The following is an 18531-nucleotide window of genomic DNA, read 5'->3' as shown; positions in this document are numbered from 1 at the left end:
GGCATTCCTCGAACGCAGTTGCGAACCGACAGCAAAATCCCGCCCCGCATCCGTTCCCGATCCGAAATCCCGCCGCGAGCTGAACTCGAGTTCTCAGACGAGCAACCAGATGACGATCGTTAGCGCGAGCGTCAACAGCAATATCGTCGTGCCAATCCCCGCTCGAAGGTGAATCGTCGACGGACGGCCACCATCCGCTGGTTGGCGCTCCGCGACGTCGACCATCGGCAGCCGACGGGCGGCCGCATCGACGGCCAGGACCGGGTTGTTCCCGATCCAGTACCACCGCTTGACGAACGCGACGGCGAGGCGGTCGACGGCGGCGTACAGGTTCGTTGTCGCGAGCATCGACCATCGACCCAGATAGTAGCCGATAGGGTAGATAATGCTTCCCGGATCGGTGAACTCGAGCTTCGAGAGCGGCTTGCGGACGATCACGAAGGCGACGAGCGAGATGGCGGTCAGCGTTGCAGCCGTCTGACGGTGACTCGGACTGTAGGGGTGGAGGTGTTTCTCAGCACCGTTGGCCATGAACGTGTGCGTCGACTCCTCGATCACCGGCATCAGGTCGGCGAAGCCCTGCCACCAGACGCCAAAGAGGAGACAGGCGCCGCCGAGGCCGAACATCGCGATCACCTGGCCCGGCTTGGCGTCGGGAACCTCGATATCGCTCTCGCCGTGGAAGAAGACGTAGTAGCCGAGTTTGATGAACGAGAGCAGGGTTCCGATCGCTCCGATGTACAACAGCCAGTACAGCGCCTCGTACTCCGGTGCGCCGAAGTAGTGCGGGTCGGCCGCGTCGAAGAGCATCCCCTTGCTGACGTAGCCGTTGAAGCCCGGAATCGCGGTGATCGAGAACGCGCCGAGGCCGAACGCGATCGCCGTCAGGGGCATCTCTCGCCAGAGACCGCCGAGTTCGTAGAGATCGTTCTCGCCGGTTCGGTAGATGACGACGCCGACGGCCATGAACAGCAGGCTCTTGAACAGGATATTGTTGAACAGGTGGCCTATCGCGCCGGCGGTTGCGATCGACGTGCCGATACCGATCCCGGCGACGATGTAGCCGAGTTGTGCCTGGATGTGATAGGACAGCAGCGCTCGCATGTCGTGTTGCAACAGGGCGAACGTTGCGCCGTAGACGGACATCAAGCCGCCCATGTACGCGAGGAAGAGGTGTCCGTCGTCGGGGAACGCCCGATAGAGGATGAATGCGCTCGTCTTCGTCGTGTAGGCCGCGAGGAACGCCGACGCGACGAAGCTGGGCCGTGGATACGTATCAGGAAGCCAGTAGTGCAGCCCGATGAAGGCGACGTTGACCCCCATCCCGAGCATCGCGAGTAGTTGGGGCAATCCGTCCGCGAGTCCGGCACTCAGGTCGTAGACGAACGTCCCGGTCGCCACGTAGTGGGCCGCGACGGCGAACATCACCAGCACGCCGCCGGTGCCGTGCAAGAGCGCGTACCGGTAGCCGGCCCGCACCGCGTCGCCGCCGTAGTACCAGACGACGACCGTGCTCGTGATCGCCATGATCTCCCACATGAACACCAGCACGAGCCAGTCGCCCGCGAACGCCGCCCCGATCGAGGACGCGACGTACGAGAGCGCGATCGCCGTAAACGTGCGGCTCGCGCCGCTCGAATAGGCGTAGATCACGGTGCAGACGCCGAGAAGCCCGAGCGCGATCCCGACGAAGCGGGAGAACGGATCGACGAAGAAGGGGACGACCTGGAAGTGGCCGAGGAAGGTTCCCGTCAGGTACGATCCCTCGGGCACGACCAGCGAGATCGCGAGCACCGCGGCGAGGCTGAGCGCGCCGAACGTGAACCCGACGACGCGGGGCAACAGCAAGACGAGTATCGCCGCGGCGAACACCAACAGCGGCGGGTAGGCCATCGTCAGCAGTTCGGACTCGATCATCAGGAACTCACCTCCAGGGCCGCCGAAAGCGGGCCCCGTAACTGCTCGAGTGAGTCGGCGTCGAAGACCGACGTGACGATCTCGGTCGCCAGATCGAGGAAGGCGGCGTGTCCGGGGATGATCCCGAGGACGACCGCCCCCGTCGCAATGACTGCGATCGGACCGAGCATGAGCCACGTGCTCTCGGTGAGCGGCGAATGGCGGGTCCAGCCGTCAGCCGGCGGCCCGCCGTGGTGCTCGTGGTGGTCGTCGTGAGCACCGGCGTGGCCGTGATCGTGACCGGTACCAGCGGTCTCCGTACCCGTCTTTACACTCGAATCCACATCGTCCTCGGCGGATGAGCCCCCGGGGCCGCCCGGAACGTCCGCATCGCTCGGATACCGGTCGACGGCGTACTCGTAGTCGGCTTCGGAATCAGCATCAGAATCGGCACCGGCACCGGCACCGCTATCGCCGTCCGAGTTCAGTTCCGTTTCCTCGTCGCGTTTGCCGCCGTCGGTCGCGAGTTCATCGCCGACGAACTGGCGGATGCCGCCGGCGGGGAACTCGAGGAGCGGTTTGGCGTCGTGGCGGTCCTCGCTTTCGAAGAAGGCGGTGTAGACGACGGGCCAGAAGTACGCGATGTTGAGGACGCCCGAGAGGAGCAACGCGGCGGCGAAGAGCCAGTACTCGCCGCCGACGTAGCCGGCGCCGAGGAGCATGTAGAACTTGCTGACGAAGCCGGCGATCAGCGGCATGCCGGCCATGCCGGCAGCGCCGATGGTGAACGCGGACATGGTCAGGGGCATGCGCTTGCCGATGCCGGCCATGTCGCTGATGTAGTCGGTGTGGGTCTCGACGTGGACCGACCCGGCGCAGAAGAACAGGGTGAGTTTGGCGAAGGCGTGGGCGGGGATGTGAAACAGCGCGCCGAGGATCGCGTAGGGGTGAAGCATCGACAGCCCGAGGACGATGTAGGAGAGTTGGGCCGTCGTCGAGTACGCGAGCCGGCGCTTGAGGTGGTCTTTCCGCAGCGCGATGATGCTCGCGGCGGTCAGCGTAAACGCCGCCAGTATCGCAAGCGGCACGTTCAGGCCGACCTCGCCGATACCGGGGACCGAAAGCGGAAGGTCCCGGATCGTCTCGGGGCCGTACACTTCGAGGATGACGCGCGCGATACCGAACGCGCCGGACTTGACGACCGCGACCGCGTGCAGCAGGCCGGAGACGGGTGTCGGCGCGACCATCGCGTCCGCGAGCCAGGAGTGAAGCGGCATCACCGCGGCCTTAACGGCGAAACCGGTGATCAGGAGGTAGAACGTGATCTGGGCGGCGGTGGGGTCGGTTGCCGCGCCTTCAGCGAGGGCACCGATACCGCCGCTTTCGAAGGCCGTCGTCGCGGTGCCGGTCTGGCTCGTGAGCCAGTAGACCATGACCGTTCCCGCCAGAAGGATGACGCCGCCGCCGAAGAAGGTGTAGGCGATGTACTTCCGGCCGGCGATCCGGGCCTCTCTGTCCCCGTCGTGAGCGACGAGCGGGTAGGTGACGAGCGACAGCAGTTCGTAGAAGACGAATATCGTCACCAGATTCCCGGCGAAGGCGATGCCGACCGCCGAGGAGAGACTCGCCGCGAACGCGGCGAAGAACCGCGTCTGGTCGTGCTCGTCCAGCCCGCGCATGTAGCCCGTGGCGTAGAACGACGTGAAGATCCAGAGGAAACTCGCGAGCAGTGCGAACAACATTCCCAGCAGGTCCGCTCGCAGGACGAAGTCGATCCCGTCGAGGAACTCGACGCCGAGTGACTGCTGCAGACTCCACTCGTAGACGGTTCCGTCCAGGACGCCGGGGAGCATGCTGAGGACGATTCCGAACTGTGTCAGTGCCGCGAGGACGGACCATCCCTCGCGGATGTTCGGACGGCGATACGACGCGACGATCAGGACGACCGCAACTGCCGAGGTGAGCACGGCAGCGAGCGGCAGAATTGACCCAGACATCTAGTTGAACACCTCCGTGATGAACGACGGATCGAGCAAGCCGGCGAGGAATCCGCCCGCGAATCCGAGCGAGATCGCAAGCAGGGCAGTCGCGACGACCAGAGCGAGCATGCCGTACGAGACGGTATTGCGATCGCGGTTTGTGGCGGTCGCGTCGAGAGCGGCAGTTTCGGTGCCGCCACGAGTTCCGGCATCGCCGTCGTTCGCGGCGTCCGCGCCGGCGGCCGTCTCGGCATCATCCTCGTTCTCGCCGCCGTCCGTCGCGACCGACTCCGAGACGTGCGGTGCCTCGAGCGGCGTCGCGGGAGTGAAGTACATCTTCTCGAGCAACCGCGCGCTGTAGGCGAGCGTCAGCAGCGTGCTGAAGAGAATCACGACTGCAACGGGCCACAGTTGCGCCTCGACGGCACCCAGCGCGATGTACCACTTGCCGACGAATCCGGCCGACGGTGGGATCCCGATCAGAGAGACCAGCAAGAGCGCCATCATCCCGGCGACGAGGGGATGCTCGTCCGCGAGCCCCGCGTACTCGTCGACGGTCCGTGCGTCGTAACTGGCGGCAATCACGCCCGCTGCGGCGAACAGTCCGGCCTTGATCACCGCGTGACCGACGAGGTGAATCGTCGCGCCGATGAACGCCGACTCCGTGACCAGCCCGTACGCGGCGACGATCAATCCGAACTGCGAGACCGAAGAGAACGCGAACATCCGCTTCACGTCGGTCTGGATCACCGCGAGTGCACTCCCCGCGACGACGCTCACGCAACCCACCGTCACGACGAGTTCAGTCAGATAGGGCGTGGACGTGAGGAACTCGGGGCCGAAGACGGAGTACAGCAGGCGGCCGAACGCGTACGCGTAGGCCGTCGAGACGAGCGCCGCGATGACGGGCGTTATCCCGTCGGGGGCGTGCTGGTAGGCGTCGGGCTGCCAGGTGTGCAGCGGCCACTGGGCGACTTTCATCGAGAAGCCGACGAAGACGAAGGCGAAGCCGGCCCGAACGAGGGTCGGATCGCGCTCGACGGCGGCCGGGAGTACCTCCGCAAGCACACCCATGTTCAACGTGCCGGTCGCCATGAAGATGAGCCCCACACCGATCAGGTACATCGACGCGCCGACGGTACCCAGAATGAGGTACTTCAGGGCGGCGACCGCCGACTCCGGCCCGTCGCCGCTCGCGATCATCGCGTAGGTGGCGAGGCCGACGATCTCGAGGAAGACGAACAGGTTGAACACGTCGCCGGTGACCGAAATCCCGAGGAGGCCGCCGGTCAACAGGAGGTAGCCGCTGTAGAACGTGTTCCCGCGCGGCCCGCCCACGCGGGTGTACGCGAGGACGCCGGCGGCCGTGACGGCGACCAGCACCGCGATCAGCGCGGAGAACTCGTCGAGGACGAGTTCGATGCCGTAGGCCGGCGACCAACCGCCCAGTCTGTGGGTGACCACGCCGTCGGTGTAGACGACGCTCGCGAGGGTGGTCGTCGCGGCGACGAGGGCGGTCGTGGTGAGTGCGGCGACGGACCAGCCGGTTCGGTCGAAGCGGAGGCCGAGGACGATCGGGACCGTCGACAGCAACATGGGGACGGCGACGAGCAACGGGAGGAGGAGGTCGACGCTACTCATCGGCGCGCACCTCCCGAAGGGTGTCCTCGCGAAGCGTGCCGTACTCCGCGTAGATCCGGATGATTAGCGCGAGCCCGACCGCCGTCAGCGCGATGCCGACGACGATGGCGGTCAGGACGATCACCTGTGGCAGCGGGCTCGCAATTTCGCCGACGCCGTGTGATTTGCCCTTGATGATCGGGGCGCGGCCGTCGACGTAGGCCATCGCGATGAAGAACAGGAAAATCGCGGACTGAAAGAGGTTGACGCCGATCAGCTTCTTGACGAGGTTCTCGTTGGCGATCACCATGTATAGCCCGGTCCCGAGGAGGACGAACAGCAGGGCGTAGGCGTAGCGAGAGGCGAGGATGTCGAGGGCAGTGTCAATCATCGTCGCTCACCTCGGCACCGTCCTCCTGGACGGCGTTGTAGCGTTCGGGCGTAAAGCCCGCCGCCATCGCGAAGAAGAGGGTCACGACGACCCCGGAGACGATCAGCGCAACGCCGCCGACTTCGATGGCTTCCATCCCCCAGTGGTGAGAGAGGCCGAAGGCGTCGGTAAACGCGTCGAACTCGAGGAACGCGCCGCCGAGGGCTATCGTTGCGAGACCGGTCGCAGCGAAGATGACGACGCCACCGGTAACGAGCCCGGTGATGAATGAGTTTTTGAGCCATCTGCGGGTCGGTTCGATCCCGAAGGCGAACGCGAGCATCAAGACGGTGACACCGATGATCGCGCCACCCTGGAAACTCCCGCCGGGAGTGTCTGTCCCGTGGAGAGCCAGGAACAGCCCGTAGGTAAGCGTAAACGGGGCGAGAATCCTGACCGATGTCAGGATGACGTGGCTCTCCGAGTAGGTATCGGACTGGGTTTCTGATCGTGACATTACGTGAACACCTCCCGTTTCAATACGATGAGAACCGCAATTGCGGCGGCAAAGATGACGATCGCCTCGCCGAACGTGTCGAATCCGCGGTAGGATGCGAGAACGGCTGAGACGGCGTTGTGAGCGTGCGTGTCGGCGACCGTGTTCTCGAGGTAGTAGACGGAGGGGGAGATGTCGAGACCCGGCCAGCCCCAGATCGGTGCCGTCTGATCGCCGACTGCGTACATCTCCGGCAGGACGAGCGTTCCGAGAACCGTGACGAACGCACCGACGACGACGACGGCGGGAACGTTGACCCGTTCGAAGATCCGGTCCGTCGACGGTCGCGTGGTCCGCGAAATCGTCAACAGGAGCAGGATCGTCGTCACGCCGGCGCTGATCGCGGCCTCGGTCATGGCAACGTCCGGGGCGAGCAGGAACGTATAGAGAATGGCCATCCCAAGGCTGTATGCACCGAAGACGACGATTGCCGAGAGAACGTCCCTGAACAGCGCCGTCGCAATGGCGGTCAGGAGGATGAAGATGGCAAGCGTGTACGCAAGGGCGCTCATGCGTGGTCACCCCCCTCCTCGCCGGCGTTGACGGCGGTGTCGCCTGGAGCGGATGTCCCGTCGTCGGGCGTCTCGGACTCGAGTTCATCTTCGGCCGTCAGCGGCGTGATGCCGGATTCGGCGGCCGAGCGCGCGATCGCGTGTGCAGCCGTCGGATTGGTGAGGAACACGAAGAACAGCAACAGGACGGTGTAAATCGTCGTGCTCTCCCAGCCGAGCGCGAGTGCAACGGCAGCCAGCGAGAGCCCCGCGCCGAGCGTGTCCGTCTGTGAGGCGGTGTGTGCTCGCGAGTAGACGTCCGGCAGGCGGAGCACGCCCACGGTGGAGACGAACGTAAAGAACAGCCCGAAGGCGAGACAGAGCAAGACCGCCCAGAACTGGAGCTGGTCGATCACAGGACCCCACCCCGTTCGACGGTGAACTTCGAGATGGCGATCGCCATCAGGAAGTTCAACAGCGCGTAGACTAGGGCCACGTCGAGAAACCACGGTTCGTCGAGGCCGACCGAGAGCAACGCGAGGATCACCACCGTGTTCGTCCCGAGGACGTTCACCGCGAGGAGCCGATCCTGCGTCGTCGGCCCGGCGACGGCGCGGTAGAACAGCATGATGGCCAGGACGACGAACAGCGCGGCTGCCGGGACGAACAGTTCAGTGAGCGCCAGGTTCTCGGGGGTCGGAAGCGCCGCCGGAGACAGCGCGGGGCTCACACGTCGTCACCACCGATGATCTCGGTATCGTCACGTTCGCGCGGGGTGGGGATGCGCGCCCCGGAGCGGCCGTGAAAGACGAATCTGACGGCGCGTTCGAGCGCGCCGTCGAAGAGGTCGTCTCGAGCGCCGGGGATGAGCGTGTGGACGATCAGTCGCTGGTCGTCGGCGCGAACCGTCAGCGTGCCCGGGGTGAGCGTGATGCTGTTTGCGAGCGCGAGCAGTGGAAGGCCGCCCCTGACGCGTGCGTTGACCCGGGTGAGGACGGGTTCGATCGGCATCGACGGCCGGAGGATCACGACCGAGATGGCGAGGTTCGCCTTGACGATTTCATAGAGGAGATACGGGATGTACAGGGCGAACCGGACGGTCCGCAGCGGCGACCGGAGCCGGCCGAGTGGAAAGGTAAAGGTGACGTACGCGAGCGAAATCGAGACGATACCGGCGACCGCAGCGCCGGTGACGAGGTCGAATGGGTAGGTTGGATCGCCGAGGATGAGATAGAATCCGTAGGAGATCCAAAACGTTGCAAACAGTTGGTCGAACCGTTCGGTCCCGCCGCCGATCAGACGTTCGTGACGGGCGGGGCGGTCGACGGGTGCCTCCTCGTAGGGGAGACCGAGGGCGTCGAATTCACGTTCGAGAGGTTGAATTAGCTGTGCCGTCTGTCCCGGCTGGTACTCCGGGTCGAGAACGATCCGGTCGATATCGTGGCTCGTCGCATACGCCTCGAATACCTCCGCAAAGTCGCGCGGCCCGAAGAGATACTCGTTCGTCCCGACCACGGCGGTTTCGATCTCGACCGTCGCGTCCGTGTCGTCTACGTCTTCCTCGACCCAGTTTTCGGTGCGGGTGAGCAACTGTTCGGCGTCCTCGGTTAGCGAGCGCCCCTCCGGGACCGCTGCATCGTAGGGGAGGGCAGCAACGAGATGGAACTCGACCGTATCGGTCTCCTCGAGTGCGGCTCGGACGGCGTACCCGACCGTCTGTCGAACGGTCACCGTGTCCGACAGCGGTACGAGAACTCGTTTAGCCGCCACGGCACATCCCTCCTGGTGACCGGCGTTGAATACTCATGACTCTCGTCGTTAGTCGATTCAAGCGGTAGCTGTAGGAAAACGATTTCGTTATCTACCAGCACGATTGGGCGACGCTATCGCGATGTCGGGACGGGCAGCCTCGGTCTCGTGACCGGGTAACGGACGCCGACTGAGGGACGCGACGATCGATGAACGACCGGCAGATTTACAACTGTACTTTCAGTAGGGAAAATTGACTTTCATGGAGGCGACCGAAACCGTCCACGATCGAATCGGAACCGCCCGCAACGATCACACGACCGCGCAATTAGCGCTCGTCTTCGCGCTCGTTGCGACGCTGGCGTTTACGCTCCTGTTCGTCCAAGAACCGCTCGTTCACGACTCGCTGCACAACTTCCGACACGCAGTCGGTGTGACCTGTCACTGATGCTCGTCGACTACCTCAAACAGGGCGTGCTCGCAGGTGCAATCGCGGGCATCGCCTACGGCCTCTACGTCATGCTGGTCGCGAATCCACTGATCGGGTACATGGAAGCCCTCGCCGAGGGGGCCGGCGGCGCTGAAAGCGGCCACGAGCACGCGCATACCGCCGGCGAACATGCCCACGCTGCCGGCGAGCACGCCCACGCGGTCGGCGAAACGACGACTACCGTCGTGAGCATCGGTAGCGGCATCTTCTGGGGTATCTTGCTGGGTGCCGCCTTCGCACTCGCCTTCTACTTCCTCGAACCCGCACTCCCCGGACGCGGGTCGACCAAGGGCTACGTGCTGGCCGGCGCTGGATTTCTCGCCGTCTCCGGCGTCCCGTGGCTCGTTCTACCGCCGACGACGCCCGGCGCGGAGCAGGCGTACACCCCGACGATCCGCATCGCCGTCTACGGCGGACTCATGCTCGCAGGCGCCCTCATCGCCGCAACTGCGATCTACGGCTACCGCCGTGGGTCGACGCGAAGCCGCCCGATCGGACTGTGTCTTGCAGCCCTCCCGATCGTCGCTCTCGTAGCCGTGACGACTCTCGCAGCACCGACGATCGTCGAGAGCGGCCCACTCCCTGCCGAACTCGTCACTGCATTCCGGGGACTGACCGCGCTCAGCCAGGCCGCACTCTGGGCGCTGGTCGCCGGCTGTTTCGACCGACTCCAGGCCCGGGCCCGAGACCGACCGAGCACCGAGCAGCGAGTCGCTCTCGCCGCGAGTTCGCGTTCATGAACGAGCGGACCGAGCGCCAGCGCGAGCGCCTCGACGCGCACGTCTTCGTCTGTACCAACGCCCGCGAGTCGGCACACGCGAGTTGCGGAACGGTCGGTGCCGAGGAGACGGTTGCGGCGGTCAAAGACTGGTTGCGGGAGCGAGACGCGTTCTGGACGGCGGTTTCCGTCGGGACGACCTCGTGTCTCGGCCTGTGCAGCGAGGACGGTGTCGCGATCACGATCCAGCCACGAAACGTCTGGTACTCGGACGTTATGCCCGAAGACGTTCCGGAACTGCTCGCGTCCGAGTTCGGGCCGACGGCTGACCGCACTGACGATCCGGACGACCCCTGAAACGGAAGCGAACTCGCACGCGCCCCTGTCGGCTCCGTCCCGGGACGTTTACCTACCAGCCACACCGAGTGGCTGTCGATGACGCTGTACTCGCGAGTTCGCCCGCTCGCGTTCCGGCTTCCGGCCGAGACGGCCCACGATCTCGGGAAGCGAACGCTTCGGGCGGCACAGTCCACCCGGCCGACGCGGGCGGCCATGGCGGCGGCCTACCAGTACGACCATCCCGCACTCTGCGTCGACCTGTTCGATACGACGTTTCCGAACCCGGTCGGAATCGCGGCCGGCTTCGACAAGAACGCCGAGGTGACCCACGCGCTCGCCGCGCTCGGCTTCGGGTTCGTCGAAATCGGCACCGTGACACCATACTCGCAGGGCGGCAACGACCGGCCGCGGCTGTTCCGCCTGCGCGAGGACGAGGCGATGGTCAACCGCATGGGGTTCAACGGCCAGGGGATGGAGCGGGTGAAGTCCCGGCTCGAGACCGACGGCACGCCCGACTTTCCACTCGGCGTGAACATCGGCAAGATGAACTCGTCGACGGAACGCGAGGCCGTCGAGGACTACCGGCGCGTCTTCGACCGCCTCTCGCCGTTCGCCGACTACGTCGTCGTCAACGTCTCCTGTCCGAACACGCCCGACGAGTTCGACGAGGCCTCCCCCGATCACCTCCGAGAAATTTTCGAGACGCTCGAAGACGAAAACGACGCGGACGTGCCGATCCTGGTGAAGGTCGGTCCCGACGAACCCGCCGCGTCGATCCTCGAACTCGTCGACATCGTTCAGGCGTTCGACCTCGACGGGATCGTCGCGACGAACACGTCGACCGACCGCGAGAACCTCGCCTCGCCGCGGCGCGAGGAGTGGGGCGGCCTCAGCGGCAAACCGCTCGAGGAGCCCTCGACCGCGGTCATCCGCACGATCGCCGACCACACCGACGGCGACCTGCCGATCATCGGCGTCGGCGGCGTCGATTCGGCCGCAAGCGCCTACCGAAAGATCCGCGCCGGCGCATCGCTCGTCCAGTTGTACACTGGCTTCGTCTACCGGGGCCCCTCGACCGCGAAACGAATCAACCGCGGTCTCGTGAACCTGCTCGAACGCGACGGGTTCGCATCAGTTGCGGAGGCAGTTGGGGTTGACCGGGAGAAGGAGTGAGCACGGACACACGCTACAAAAACAGCCAGCGGACTGTGTTCAGGGCTCGACGAGTTCAGCGCGTTTCGCCGCGTCTTCGGCCCGCTCGAAGAGGTCGTCAGGCTCGTGTTCGAGCAGCGGTTCGAGCCGAGCGTTCGTCTCGACGCGGTCGGGTGCCACGCGGTTGCAGCCGGCGTTGATCGTCGACTGCGTGTACGTGTCGATTTCGCGGGCTTGAGCGACGATTTCCGGTTTGTCCCGGGTGAGCAGCGGGCGGTGGATCGGGAGTCGCGTCGCGCGGCTGGTGACGCCGAGATTCTGGAGGGTCTGGCTCGACTTCTGGCCGACGGCTTCGCCGGTGACGATGCCGTGGGCGTCGACCCGCTCGGCGAGGTGCTCCGCCGTTCGGTAGAAGAATCGCCGCAGCGAGAGCATCCGGCCCTGCTCCATCGTCCCCACGAGGTGATCGACCGTCTCGCCGCCGGGAACCTTGTAGACCGGCATGTCGAAGTTCGGCGCGTACCGCGAGAGCGTTCGCACCGTCTCCATCGCGCGCGCCTCGTGGTCGATACCGCCGTAGGCCCCGAGGTCGACGTAGACCGGGACGATCGGACTCCCGCGTTTCATCAGTTCGTAGGCCGCGACCGGCGAGTCGATCCCGCCGCTGATCAGGGCGATGACCGGCTCCTGGGCCCCGAGCGGCAGACCGCCCGGGCCCGAAACCGTCTCGAGGTAGATAAACGCGAAGTCCTCGCGGACCTCGACGCCGAAGGTGAGGTCCGGGGTATCGAGGTCGACCTCGGGACTGAACTCGTCCTCGACGGCCTCCCAGATGGCGGTGCCGCCCTCGCGGGCGAGTTCTTCGCTCGTGTAGGGGAGGCTCTTGTCGGCCCGGCGGGCGTCGACGGCGAACGCGCCGCCGTCGTAGCACGCGCGGGCGGTTTCCGCGAGCGCCGTACAGATTTCGCCCATGGCGGTGTCGACCGTCAGGGCGGGGCTGGCGGAGACGACGCCGAATGCGTCGGTCGCGGCGTCGGTCGCGGCGTCGACGTGCTCCTCGTCGGTGTGGATCAGCGGGCGATTCCACCGGCGTTCGACCTCGCCGGGGATCGACCGGTCGGCGAGGAGGGCCTCGATGTTCTCGGCGAGGCGGTCCTCCATGTACCGCTTGACGGTGTTGCTCTTTGTGTTAACGTCCCCGTGGCGGACGAGGACGGTGTCGGCTCCCGGCGGATGCATGCCCCTCGTTAGGGAGGCGGGCCATAAGGGGGTTACGAGCCACGAGTTCGTGGGAACCGATCTCAGACGGCGACGGCATCGAGCGGGGATGGCCAGAGAGATTATAGTCGATGGACGGACTGTCCAGCGTAATGAGCGAGCCGTTGGCACGCGAAACACGAACGGGTACTGAAGCGGTGGATTCGACGCGAACCGACCACAGTCAGGGCGAGAGCGCGCTGCTCGAGCAGTATCTCGCCTCGGTCGAGGAGAGAGCACACGGCGAGCGAGCAAGCGGTAGTGGAGCCGATGACGGTGCCGGTTCAGGTGCCGGTGCCGACGGGAGTAGCGCCGACGAGGTTGACGAGTTCAGTCGACTCCGCCGGGAGCGCGATTTCTGGCGGTCGCTGTACACGCAACTCGTCGGTTGTTTCCCCGAGGGCGCGTTCGCCGTCGCTGCGGGCGGCGAGATCACGAACTGGAACGGGGCGATGACGGGCCTCAACGGGACGGGTGCCGACCGCGTCCTGGGGGAAAACGCCTACGACATCTTCGAAACCGAAGGCGAGAGCGAAACCCTCGCGGAGAAGGTCATCCGGCGGAACGAGCCGATTCAGGAGAACGATACCCGGACGGTCCCGCACTCGGATCGCTACCACCAGGTGTACGCCGTCCCGCTTCGAGACCCCGACGGGAACGCCATCGGCGCGTTCGAGGCGACGCCGGACGTAACCGAGTTCGTCCACCAGCGCCAGGAGTTCGAAGAATTGCAAGAGACCGTCTCCGAACAGGTCCGGTCTGAGATTGTCGAACTCGAGGCGAATACGGAGTCGATCACCAATACGATCGATCGAATTCACGAACTCGGCGTCGAACAGACCCAGCGCATGGAGACCATCGCCTCGGAGGTCTCGGACCAGAGCGCGACCGTCGAAGAGATCGCGTCGACGACGGAAACGGTACAACGAACCAGCGACGAGGCCGCCGATCTCGCCGAGGAGGGCGCAGACGCTGCGAGCGGCGCTATCGAGACGATGGAAACGGTGTCGGACGCCGCCGAAGACGTGTCGGCGGATATCGAAACGCTCCACGAGAGCATCGATGAAATCGGCGAGATCGTCGACGTCATCGACGGCATCGCCGACCAGACGAACATCCTGGCGCTCAACGCCCAGATCGAGGCCGCACAGGCCGGCGAGGAGGGTGCCGGCTTCGCCATCGTCGCCAGCGAGGTCAAGTCGTTAGCCGAAGATACCCAGGAACAGGCGGGCCGGATCGAGGCGACGATCGAGGACGTGCAGGCGGAAATCGAGTCCACGGCCGCCCAGTTCGAGACGACGACCGACCGGATCGACGACGGCGTCGACCGCGTCGAGAACGCGCTGGCCCGACTCGACGACATCGCCACTGCGATCGACGACGCGGCGGCCGGCGTCGGCGAAGTTGCGACCGCGATCGACGATCAGGCCGCCGGCAGCGAGGAAATCGCCGCGACGGTCGACCTCGCCGTCGACGAAATGAACGGCCTCCGCGACGAACTCGAGACGATCTCCGAGTCGACGCGCGAACAGCGAGAAAGCGTTGTGGCGGTGCGCTCGACCGTACGCCAACTGTCGGAGTCGGTGGAGTCGGCGGACTCAACAACCGAGAACGCAGCTGAATAGGTTCCCCGAGAACGAGACCTAAAACGTCGTCAGTTCGCCGTCGATAACCTTGCGCGTGATCTCGGTGACGTTCGCGAGTTCAGTATCGACGATCGCGTTGATCTCGTCTTCCACGTCTTCGAGGGCGACGCCGTCGGCGGTGACGACGTGCACATCGGCGACGTGGGGCTGGTCGATCGGACGGCCGATCTGGCTGAGCAGGCGAACGCGCAGGTCGCGGATGCCGTCGACCTCGGCGACGACTTCCTCCGCGATCTGGGTCGAGAGCAGGTTGTAGATCTTCCCGATGTGGTTGACCGGGTTCTTGCCGCTCGTAGCCTCCATCGACATCGACCGATTGGGCGTGATGAGCCCGTTCGCGCGGTTGCCCCGACCGACGGAGCCGTCGTCGCCCTGTTCGGCCGACGTGCCGGTGACCGTGAGGTAGATCGACCCTTCCTCGTAGTCGTCGGCCGTGTTCACGTGGACGTTGACCTCGCGGTCGGTGTGGTCGCCCGCAACTTCGGCGACGAACGCGCGGACCGACTCGACGGCGTCCGCGTACGCGTCGAGATCCGCGATGAACTCGTCGACCATCGCCGCCGCGACGGTGACGTCGATCGTGTCACCCTCCCGCTTGCCCATGATCTTCACGTCTGGACCCAGATAGGGGTTCTCCGCGGCGAACTCCCCGTTGAGTCGAGACTCGGCCTCGGAGACGATCCGCTCCGTCTCGGTCAGCGGCGCGTGGCCGACGCCGAAACTGGTGTCGTTGGCCATCGGAACGCGCACCTCGTCCTCGCCGAACACGTCCTGTAGATCCCCGCTTCCCTCGCCGAGTTTTACGTCGACGACGATGTCCTCGCCGTATTCGAGCTGCGGGATCGTCTTCTCTAAATACTCGCGTGCGGCCCGCAACGCGATCGTCTCGGTCGGAATCGTCTGTCCCTCGTAGTGTTTGGTTGCGCGGCCGACGATCAGCAGGTAGATCGGATCGACGACTTCACCGCCGCCGAACGCGGGTGCTGCCTCGCCCGCGACGAGTTGCGTCTCGTCCGTATTGAAGTGAAGCACTTCCCCCACACGATCGAGATATTCGCGGGCGAGCGCGCCGGCGACGCTCTCGGCCACTCCATCACAGATAGAGTCCGGGTGTCCGATCCCCTTTCGCTCGACGATTTCGACCTCCTGATCCTCGACGGCCTGCCGGTCGATCGGCTCGACCCGGATGTTCCGCTCGCTCATTGCCGGCACTAAACGGAGCGAGTTTCTATAACTTGCGGAAACAGTGCTGCGCCGGAAAATACCCGGGAGTTATCCGAGAGTCCTCGCGCTCGGCGACCGCACGCTCACGACTCGAGCAGCAACCCCAGGTACGAGGTCCGGATCTGGTCGTCCGGGTCGAGTTCGAGCGCGCGAAGGACGTTGTATGCGCCGTCCCGTGCTGACTCGAGCGCACGCTCGTCCTCGAGTTCAGTTTCGACCTCGACGTACTCACCCACGTCGTCGACGGCGTCGAGCGTGACGGTGAACTCGAACTCGTCCGCCGCACCATCCGTGGGCGCGACCGTGTATCGCTCGCGTTCCTTGCGAACCGTTGCGGCAGCCTCGAAGCCGAGATTCGTCAGCACGGCGTCGAACGTCTCGGCGTCGCCGACAGTGGTTTCGACTTCCTCGCGTGTCTTCGATTCCTCGTCGACGAGCGGACCTTTGTAGGTAACTCGGGTCTCCTCGGCTGTGTCGTCGCGTGGTTCGGCGTCGGAGTCGGCCGTCTCGCTCGAGTCGGCCGGGCCGGACCGGTGGCGCTCGTTCCGGATTCGAAGTGCCTCGTCCGTCTCGGGAAACGATCGGTGCGGTGCGTCGTAATACGTGTCTGTTTGAACGACAGCCCCCTGCGGCGTTACCTCGAGCGGTGCATCCTCGAGTTGCGCCCGGACGCGGTCGAGTTCGGCGGGCACCTTCACTTCGACCTCATACATGTTCGTAGGTGGGCGAACGGGCGGCGGCGGTAAGTATCGGTCGCTCCGGGCACTCGGGCGGACTGTCCCTCGACCGAACCCGTTCGTCACTCTCGAGCCAAAGCGTCGTACTTAAATGTCGACGGCGGGACGTACCACGTATGACCGAGGAACAGGAGGCCGAGCTCGATGAGCAGGCCGATGACGTCGAAGCGGAAGCCGACGGAGACGCTGACGAAGCCGAAGGGCTTCAAAACGGCGACTTCGTCGAACTCGAATACACTGCATACACCGCCGACGGAGACCAGTTGGTCGATACGACCGATCCGGAGGTCGCCGAAGAGGAGGGGGTCGCAGACCAGAACCAGGAGTTCAAGCCGCGCACGATCGTCATCGGCGAGGGCCACATCTTCGAGGGCGTCGAGGACGCACTCGTCGGCAGCGAGCCCGGCGACTCCGGCACCGTGACGATCGACGCCGAAGACGCCTTCGGCGAGTACGACCCGGACAACGTCGAAACCGTCAGCGCGGAGAAGATCGACGAGGACGACCGCTACCCCGGTGCGAACGTCCAGGTCGACGGCCAGCAGGGCTACATCAGCACGATCATCGGCGGCCGCGCACGCGTTGACTTCAACCACCCGCTGGCCGGCGAAGACGTCGAGTACGAGTACGAAATCCTCGACGAAGTCGAGGACCGCGAGCAGCAGGCCGCCGGCCTGTTCGAGATGTACCTCGGTCTCGAACCCGAACTCTGGATCGAGACCGACGAAGTCGAAGAGGAAGTCCCCGTCGAACCCGACGAGGACGAAGAGGACGACGACGAAGACGCCGAACCCGAGTTCGAAACCGAACTCGTCGAGAAGGAGACGCTGTACCTCGAAGCGACGCCCCAGATGACGATGAACCAGCAGTGGATGATGGGCAAACAGCAGATCGGCCAGGACATCATCGACCAGATCGGTGTCGACCGCGTCATCGTCCAGGAAGTCATCGACGGCATGGGCGGCATGGGCATGCCCGGCATGATGGGCGGTATGGGCGGCGGCATGGGCGGCGGCGACATCGAGGACGCACTCGAAGACGCCGACGTCGACGCCGACGAGATCGTCGACGAACTCGAAGGCGCAGCGGACGAAGAGTAAGTCGGTAAGCCAGTCGTTCTCAGCAGCGTTCCGGCCAGTTATCGACGGCAACTGAGACGCATCCGTCTCTCAAAACCCGTCGCTCATTCTGTACCGAATCACATGGTGGTAAACTCAGACTGGAGACCGGACTGACGACTCCAGTACACGACTGTGCACGGGATTCCTTTTTCGCCCGTGAACTCGTATTCATCGGCCTTCGATGGTCGATCTGACGAGCGACGACGAGAGCTCTCCATCCCAGCCCGAATCGGGACCGATCACTCGTTGGTTTCTGCTCGACGGCAATCGCTTCGTGATCGCTGCCGGCATCGCCATCACGTTCGGCGTCGCCTCTCTGCTTCTCTCGCTCACCCACGTTGCACTGCTTTCGAATACGCAACCACTGTTCTACGTGTTCAGCGGCCTGATTACGGGCAATATGACGCTCATTACCGTCGTCGTCTCGATTAACCAGTTGCTGCTGTCTCGAGAACTCCAATCTCCCGGCGAACTCACGTCACAGATCGAAGAAACGGTCGACTTCCGCCAGGAGGTCGAAGAAGTCGCGGATACGGCTGCACCAGCCGTTCCGGCGGGCTTTCTGCGACTCGTTGTCGCGAGCGCCCGTCAGGAGACAGTTCGACTCGATGATGCCGCCACCGGGTCGGACGTACTCTCGGAGGACGTTCGCGACGAAATCAGCGACGTAACCGACGATCTCACGATCGCACTCGAGCGAATTGAACAGCATATCGACAAATCCGATACCGGAATTTTCGACGCCCTCTCAACGACGATCGAGAGCAACTTTGCACGCGAGATCTACCGCCTCGAACGAGCCCGGCGAACGGCTGGTAGCGATCTTCCCCCGGCCATCGATACGGCGTTCGAGGACCTTCGAAACAGGCTGCAAGAGATGGATATCACCCGCCAGTATCTGAAATCCGTCTATCTGCAGGTCGAACTCTCGCAACTCTCCCGATACCTGTTCTACGCCGGCGTTCCTGCGATCGGGGTCGCGATCGCAGTGCTGTTCTCGTTGACGGGGCCGACGGGTCCACCCTTCGGATCCCAGGTCCGACTCGTCGTCTTCCCGAGTGCCGTCGCAATCGGAGCATTGCCACCTGCACTGCTCTTTTCGTACATTCTCCGAACGGCGACAGTCACGGAGCGGACAGCAGCCATCACGCCGTTTACGACGGGGCAGAAGTGACTCGGTGAAAGG

The 18531-nt window shown here is 64.7% G+C and carries 19 protein-coding genes; 7 read left to right on the top strand and 12 right to left on the bottom strand.

What is annotated here, in order from left to right:
- Positions 1 to 93: 93 nt before the first annotated feature.
- The 9 genes from C480_RS01415 to C480_RS01375 form a co-directional block, all read right to left on the bottom strand.
- Positions 94 to 1917: a Na(+)/H(+) antiporter subunit D gene (locus C480_RS01415; protein ID WP_006663838.1), complete on the bottom strand. Its 1824-nt coding sequence runs from the start codon at positions 1915 to 1917 to the stop codon at positions 94 to 96.
- Positions 1917 to 3893, bottom strand: a complete 1977-nt coding sequence (locus C480_RS01410) for a proton-conducting transporter transmembrane domain-containing protein (protein ID WP_006663837.1) — start codon at positions 3891 to 3893, stop codon at positions 1917 to 1919. The genes C480_RS01415 and C480_RS01410 overlap by 1 nt, the downstream gene beginning before the upstream one ends.
- Positions 3894 to 5516 (bottom strand): proton-conducting transporter transmembrane domain-containing protein, encoded by a 1623-nt coding sequence (locus tag C480_RS01405; protein ID WP_006663836.1) that lies wholly within the window; start codon positions 5514 to 5516, stop codon positions 3894 to 3896.
- Positions 5509 to 5886, bottom strand: coding sequence for a cation:proton antiporter subunit C (locus tag C480_RS01400; protein ID WP_006663835.1), 378 nt, complete (start codon positions 5884 to 5886; stop codon positions 5509 to 5511). Before C480_RS01400 ends, C480_RS01405 begins: the two co-directional genes overlap by 8 nt.
- Positions 5879 to 6382, bottom strand: coding sequence for an MnhB domain-containing protein (locus C480_RS01395; protein WP_006663834.1), 504 nt, complete (start codon positions 6380 to 6382; stop codon positions 5879 to 5881). Before C480_RS01395 ends, C480_RS01400 begins: the two co-directional genes overlap by 8 nt.
- Positions 6382 to 6933, bottom strand: a complete 552-nt coding sequence (locus tag C480_RS01390; protein ID WP_006663833.1) for a DUF4040 domain-containing protein — start codon at positions 6931 to 6933, stop codon at positions 6382 to 6384. Before C480_RS01390 ends, C480_RS01395 begins: the two co-directional genes overlap by 1 nt.
- Positions 6930 to 7328, bottom strand: a complete 399-nt coding sequence (gene mnhG / locus C480_RS01385; RefSeq protein WP_006663832.1) for a monovalent cation/H(+) antiporter subunit G — start codon at positions 7326 to 7328, stop codon at positions 6930 to 6932. Before mnhG ends, C480_RS01390 begins: the two co-directional genes overlap by 4 nt.
- A complete protein-coding gene (locus tag C480_RS01380) occupies positions 7325 to 7540 on the bottom strand; it encodes a cation:proton antiporter (protein ID WP_369335240.1) in 216 nt (71 codons plus the stop codon). The genes mnhG and C480_RS01380 overlap by 4 nt, the downstream gene beginning before the upstream one ends.
- Before the next feature lie 98 nt (positions 7541 to 7638).
- A complete protein-coding gene (locus tag C480_RS01375) occupies positions 7639 to 8682 on the bottom strand; it encodes a monovalent cation/H+ antiporter subunit E (protein WP_049903029.1) in 1044 nt (347 codons plus the stop codon).
- Positions 8683 to 8923: 241 nt separating this feature from the next.
- Here C480_RS01375 and C480_RS01370 point away from each other — a divergent pair, with 241 nt between their 5' ends.
- From C480_RS01370 to C480_RS01355, 4 genes are all read left to right on the top strand, one after another.
- Positions 8924 to 9109, top strand: coding sequence for a CbtB domain-containing protein (locus C480_RS01370; protein ID WP_006663829.1), 186 nt, complete (start codon positions 8924 to 8926; stop codon positions 9107 to 9109).
- Positions 9109 to 9891, top strand: coding sequence for a CbtA family protein (locus C480_RS01365; protein WP_006663828.1), 783 nt, complete (start codon positions 9109 to 9111; stop codon positions 9889 to 9891). Before C480_RS01370 ends, C480_RS01365 begins: the two co-directional genes overlap by 1 nt.
- Positions 9888 to 10226, top strand: coding sequence for a (2Fe-2S) ferredoxin domain-containing protein (locus tag C480_RS01360; protein WP_006663827.1), 339 nt, complete (start codon positions 9888 to 9890; stop codon positions 10224 to 10226). The genes C480_RS01365 and C480_RS01360 overlap by 4 nt, the downstream gene beginning before the upstream one ends.
- A 78-nt stretch (positions 10227 to 10304) precedes the next feature.
- The gene (locus C480_RS01355; RefSeq protein ID WP_006663826.1) at positions 10305 to 11381 is read left to right on the top strand and encodes a quinone-dependent dihydroorotate dehydrogenase; all 1077 of its coding nucleotides are present in this window, start codon (positions 10305 to 10307) and stop codon (positions 11379 to 11381) included.
- A gap of 39 nt (positions 11382 to 11420) precedes the next feature.
- On the opposite strand, the gene C480_RS01350 is transcribed toward C480_RS01355, so the two are convergent.
- Entirely contained in the window at positions 11421 to 12599 is a 1179-nt protein-coding gene (locus C480_RS01350; RefSeq protein ID WP_006663825.1) for a tRNA sulfurtransferase, read from the bottom strand.
- Positions 12600 to 12730: 131 nt separating this feature from the next.
- Here C480_RS01350 and C480_RS01345 point away from each other — a divergent pair, with 131 nt between their 5' ends.
- Positions 12731 to 14242 (top strand): methyl-accepting chemotaxis protein, encoded by a 1512-nt coding sequence (locus tag C480_RS01345; protein WP_006663824.1) that lies wholly within the window; start codon positions 12731 to 12733, stop codon positions 14240 to 14242.
- Positions 14243 to 14260: 18 nt separating this feature from the next.
- On the opposite strand, the gene C480_RS01340 is transcribed toward C480_RS01345, so the two are convergent.
- Positions 14261 to 15466, bottom strand: a complete 1206-nt coding sequence (locus tag C480_RS01340) for a methionine adenosyltransferase (protein WP_006663823.1) — start codon at positions 15464 to 15466, stop codon at positions 14261 to 14263.
- A gap of 104 nt (positions 15467 to 15570) precedes the next feature.
- The gene (gene cyaB / locus C480_RS01335; RefSeq protein WP_006663822.1) at positions 15571 to 16200 is read right to left on the bottom strand and encodes a class IV adenylate cyclase; all 630 of its coding nucleotides are present in this window, start codon (positions 16198 to 16200) and stop codon (positions 15571 to 15573) included.
- Positions 16201 to 16340: 140 nt separating this feature from the next.
- On the opposite strand from cyaB, the gene C480_RS01330 reads away from it, so the two are divergent.
- Both C480_RS01330 and C480_RS01325 read left to right on the top strand, forming a co-directional pair.
- Positions 16341 to 17324, top strand: coding sequence for an FKBP-type peptidyl-prolyl cis-trans isomerase (locus C480_RS01330; protein WP_006663821.1), 984 nt, complete (start codon positions 16341 to 16343; stop codon positions 17322 to 17324).
- Positions 17325 to 17526: 202 nt separating this feature from the next.
- Entirely contained in the window at positions 17527 to 18519 is a 993-nt protein-coding gene (locus C480_RS01325; protein WP_006663820.1) for a hypothetical protein, read from the top strand.
- Positions 18520 to 18531: the final 12 nt, after the last annotated feature.

This window comes from Natrialba aegyptia DSM 13077 (assembly GCF_000337535.1).
Lineage (GTDB): Archaea > Halobacteriota > Halobacteria > Halobacteriales > Natrialbaceae > Natrialba > Natrialba aegyptia.
This window is presented reverse-complemented; position numbering and strand designations above follow the sequence as displayed.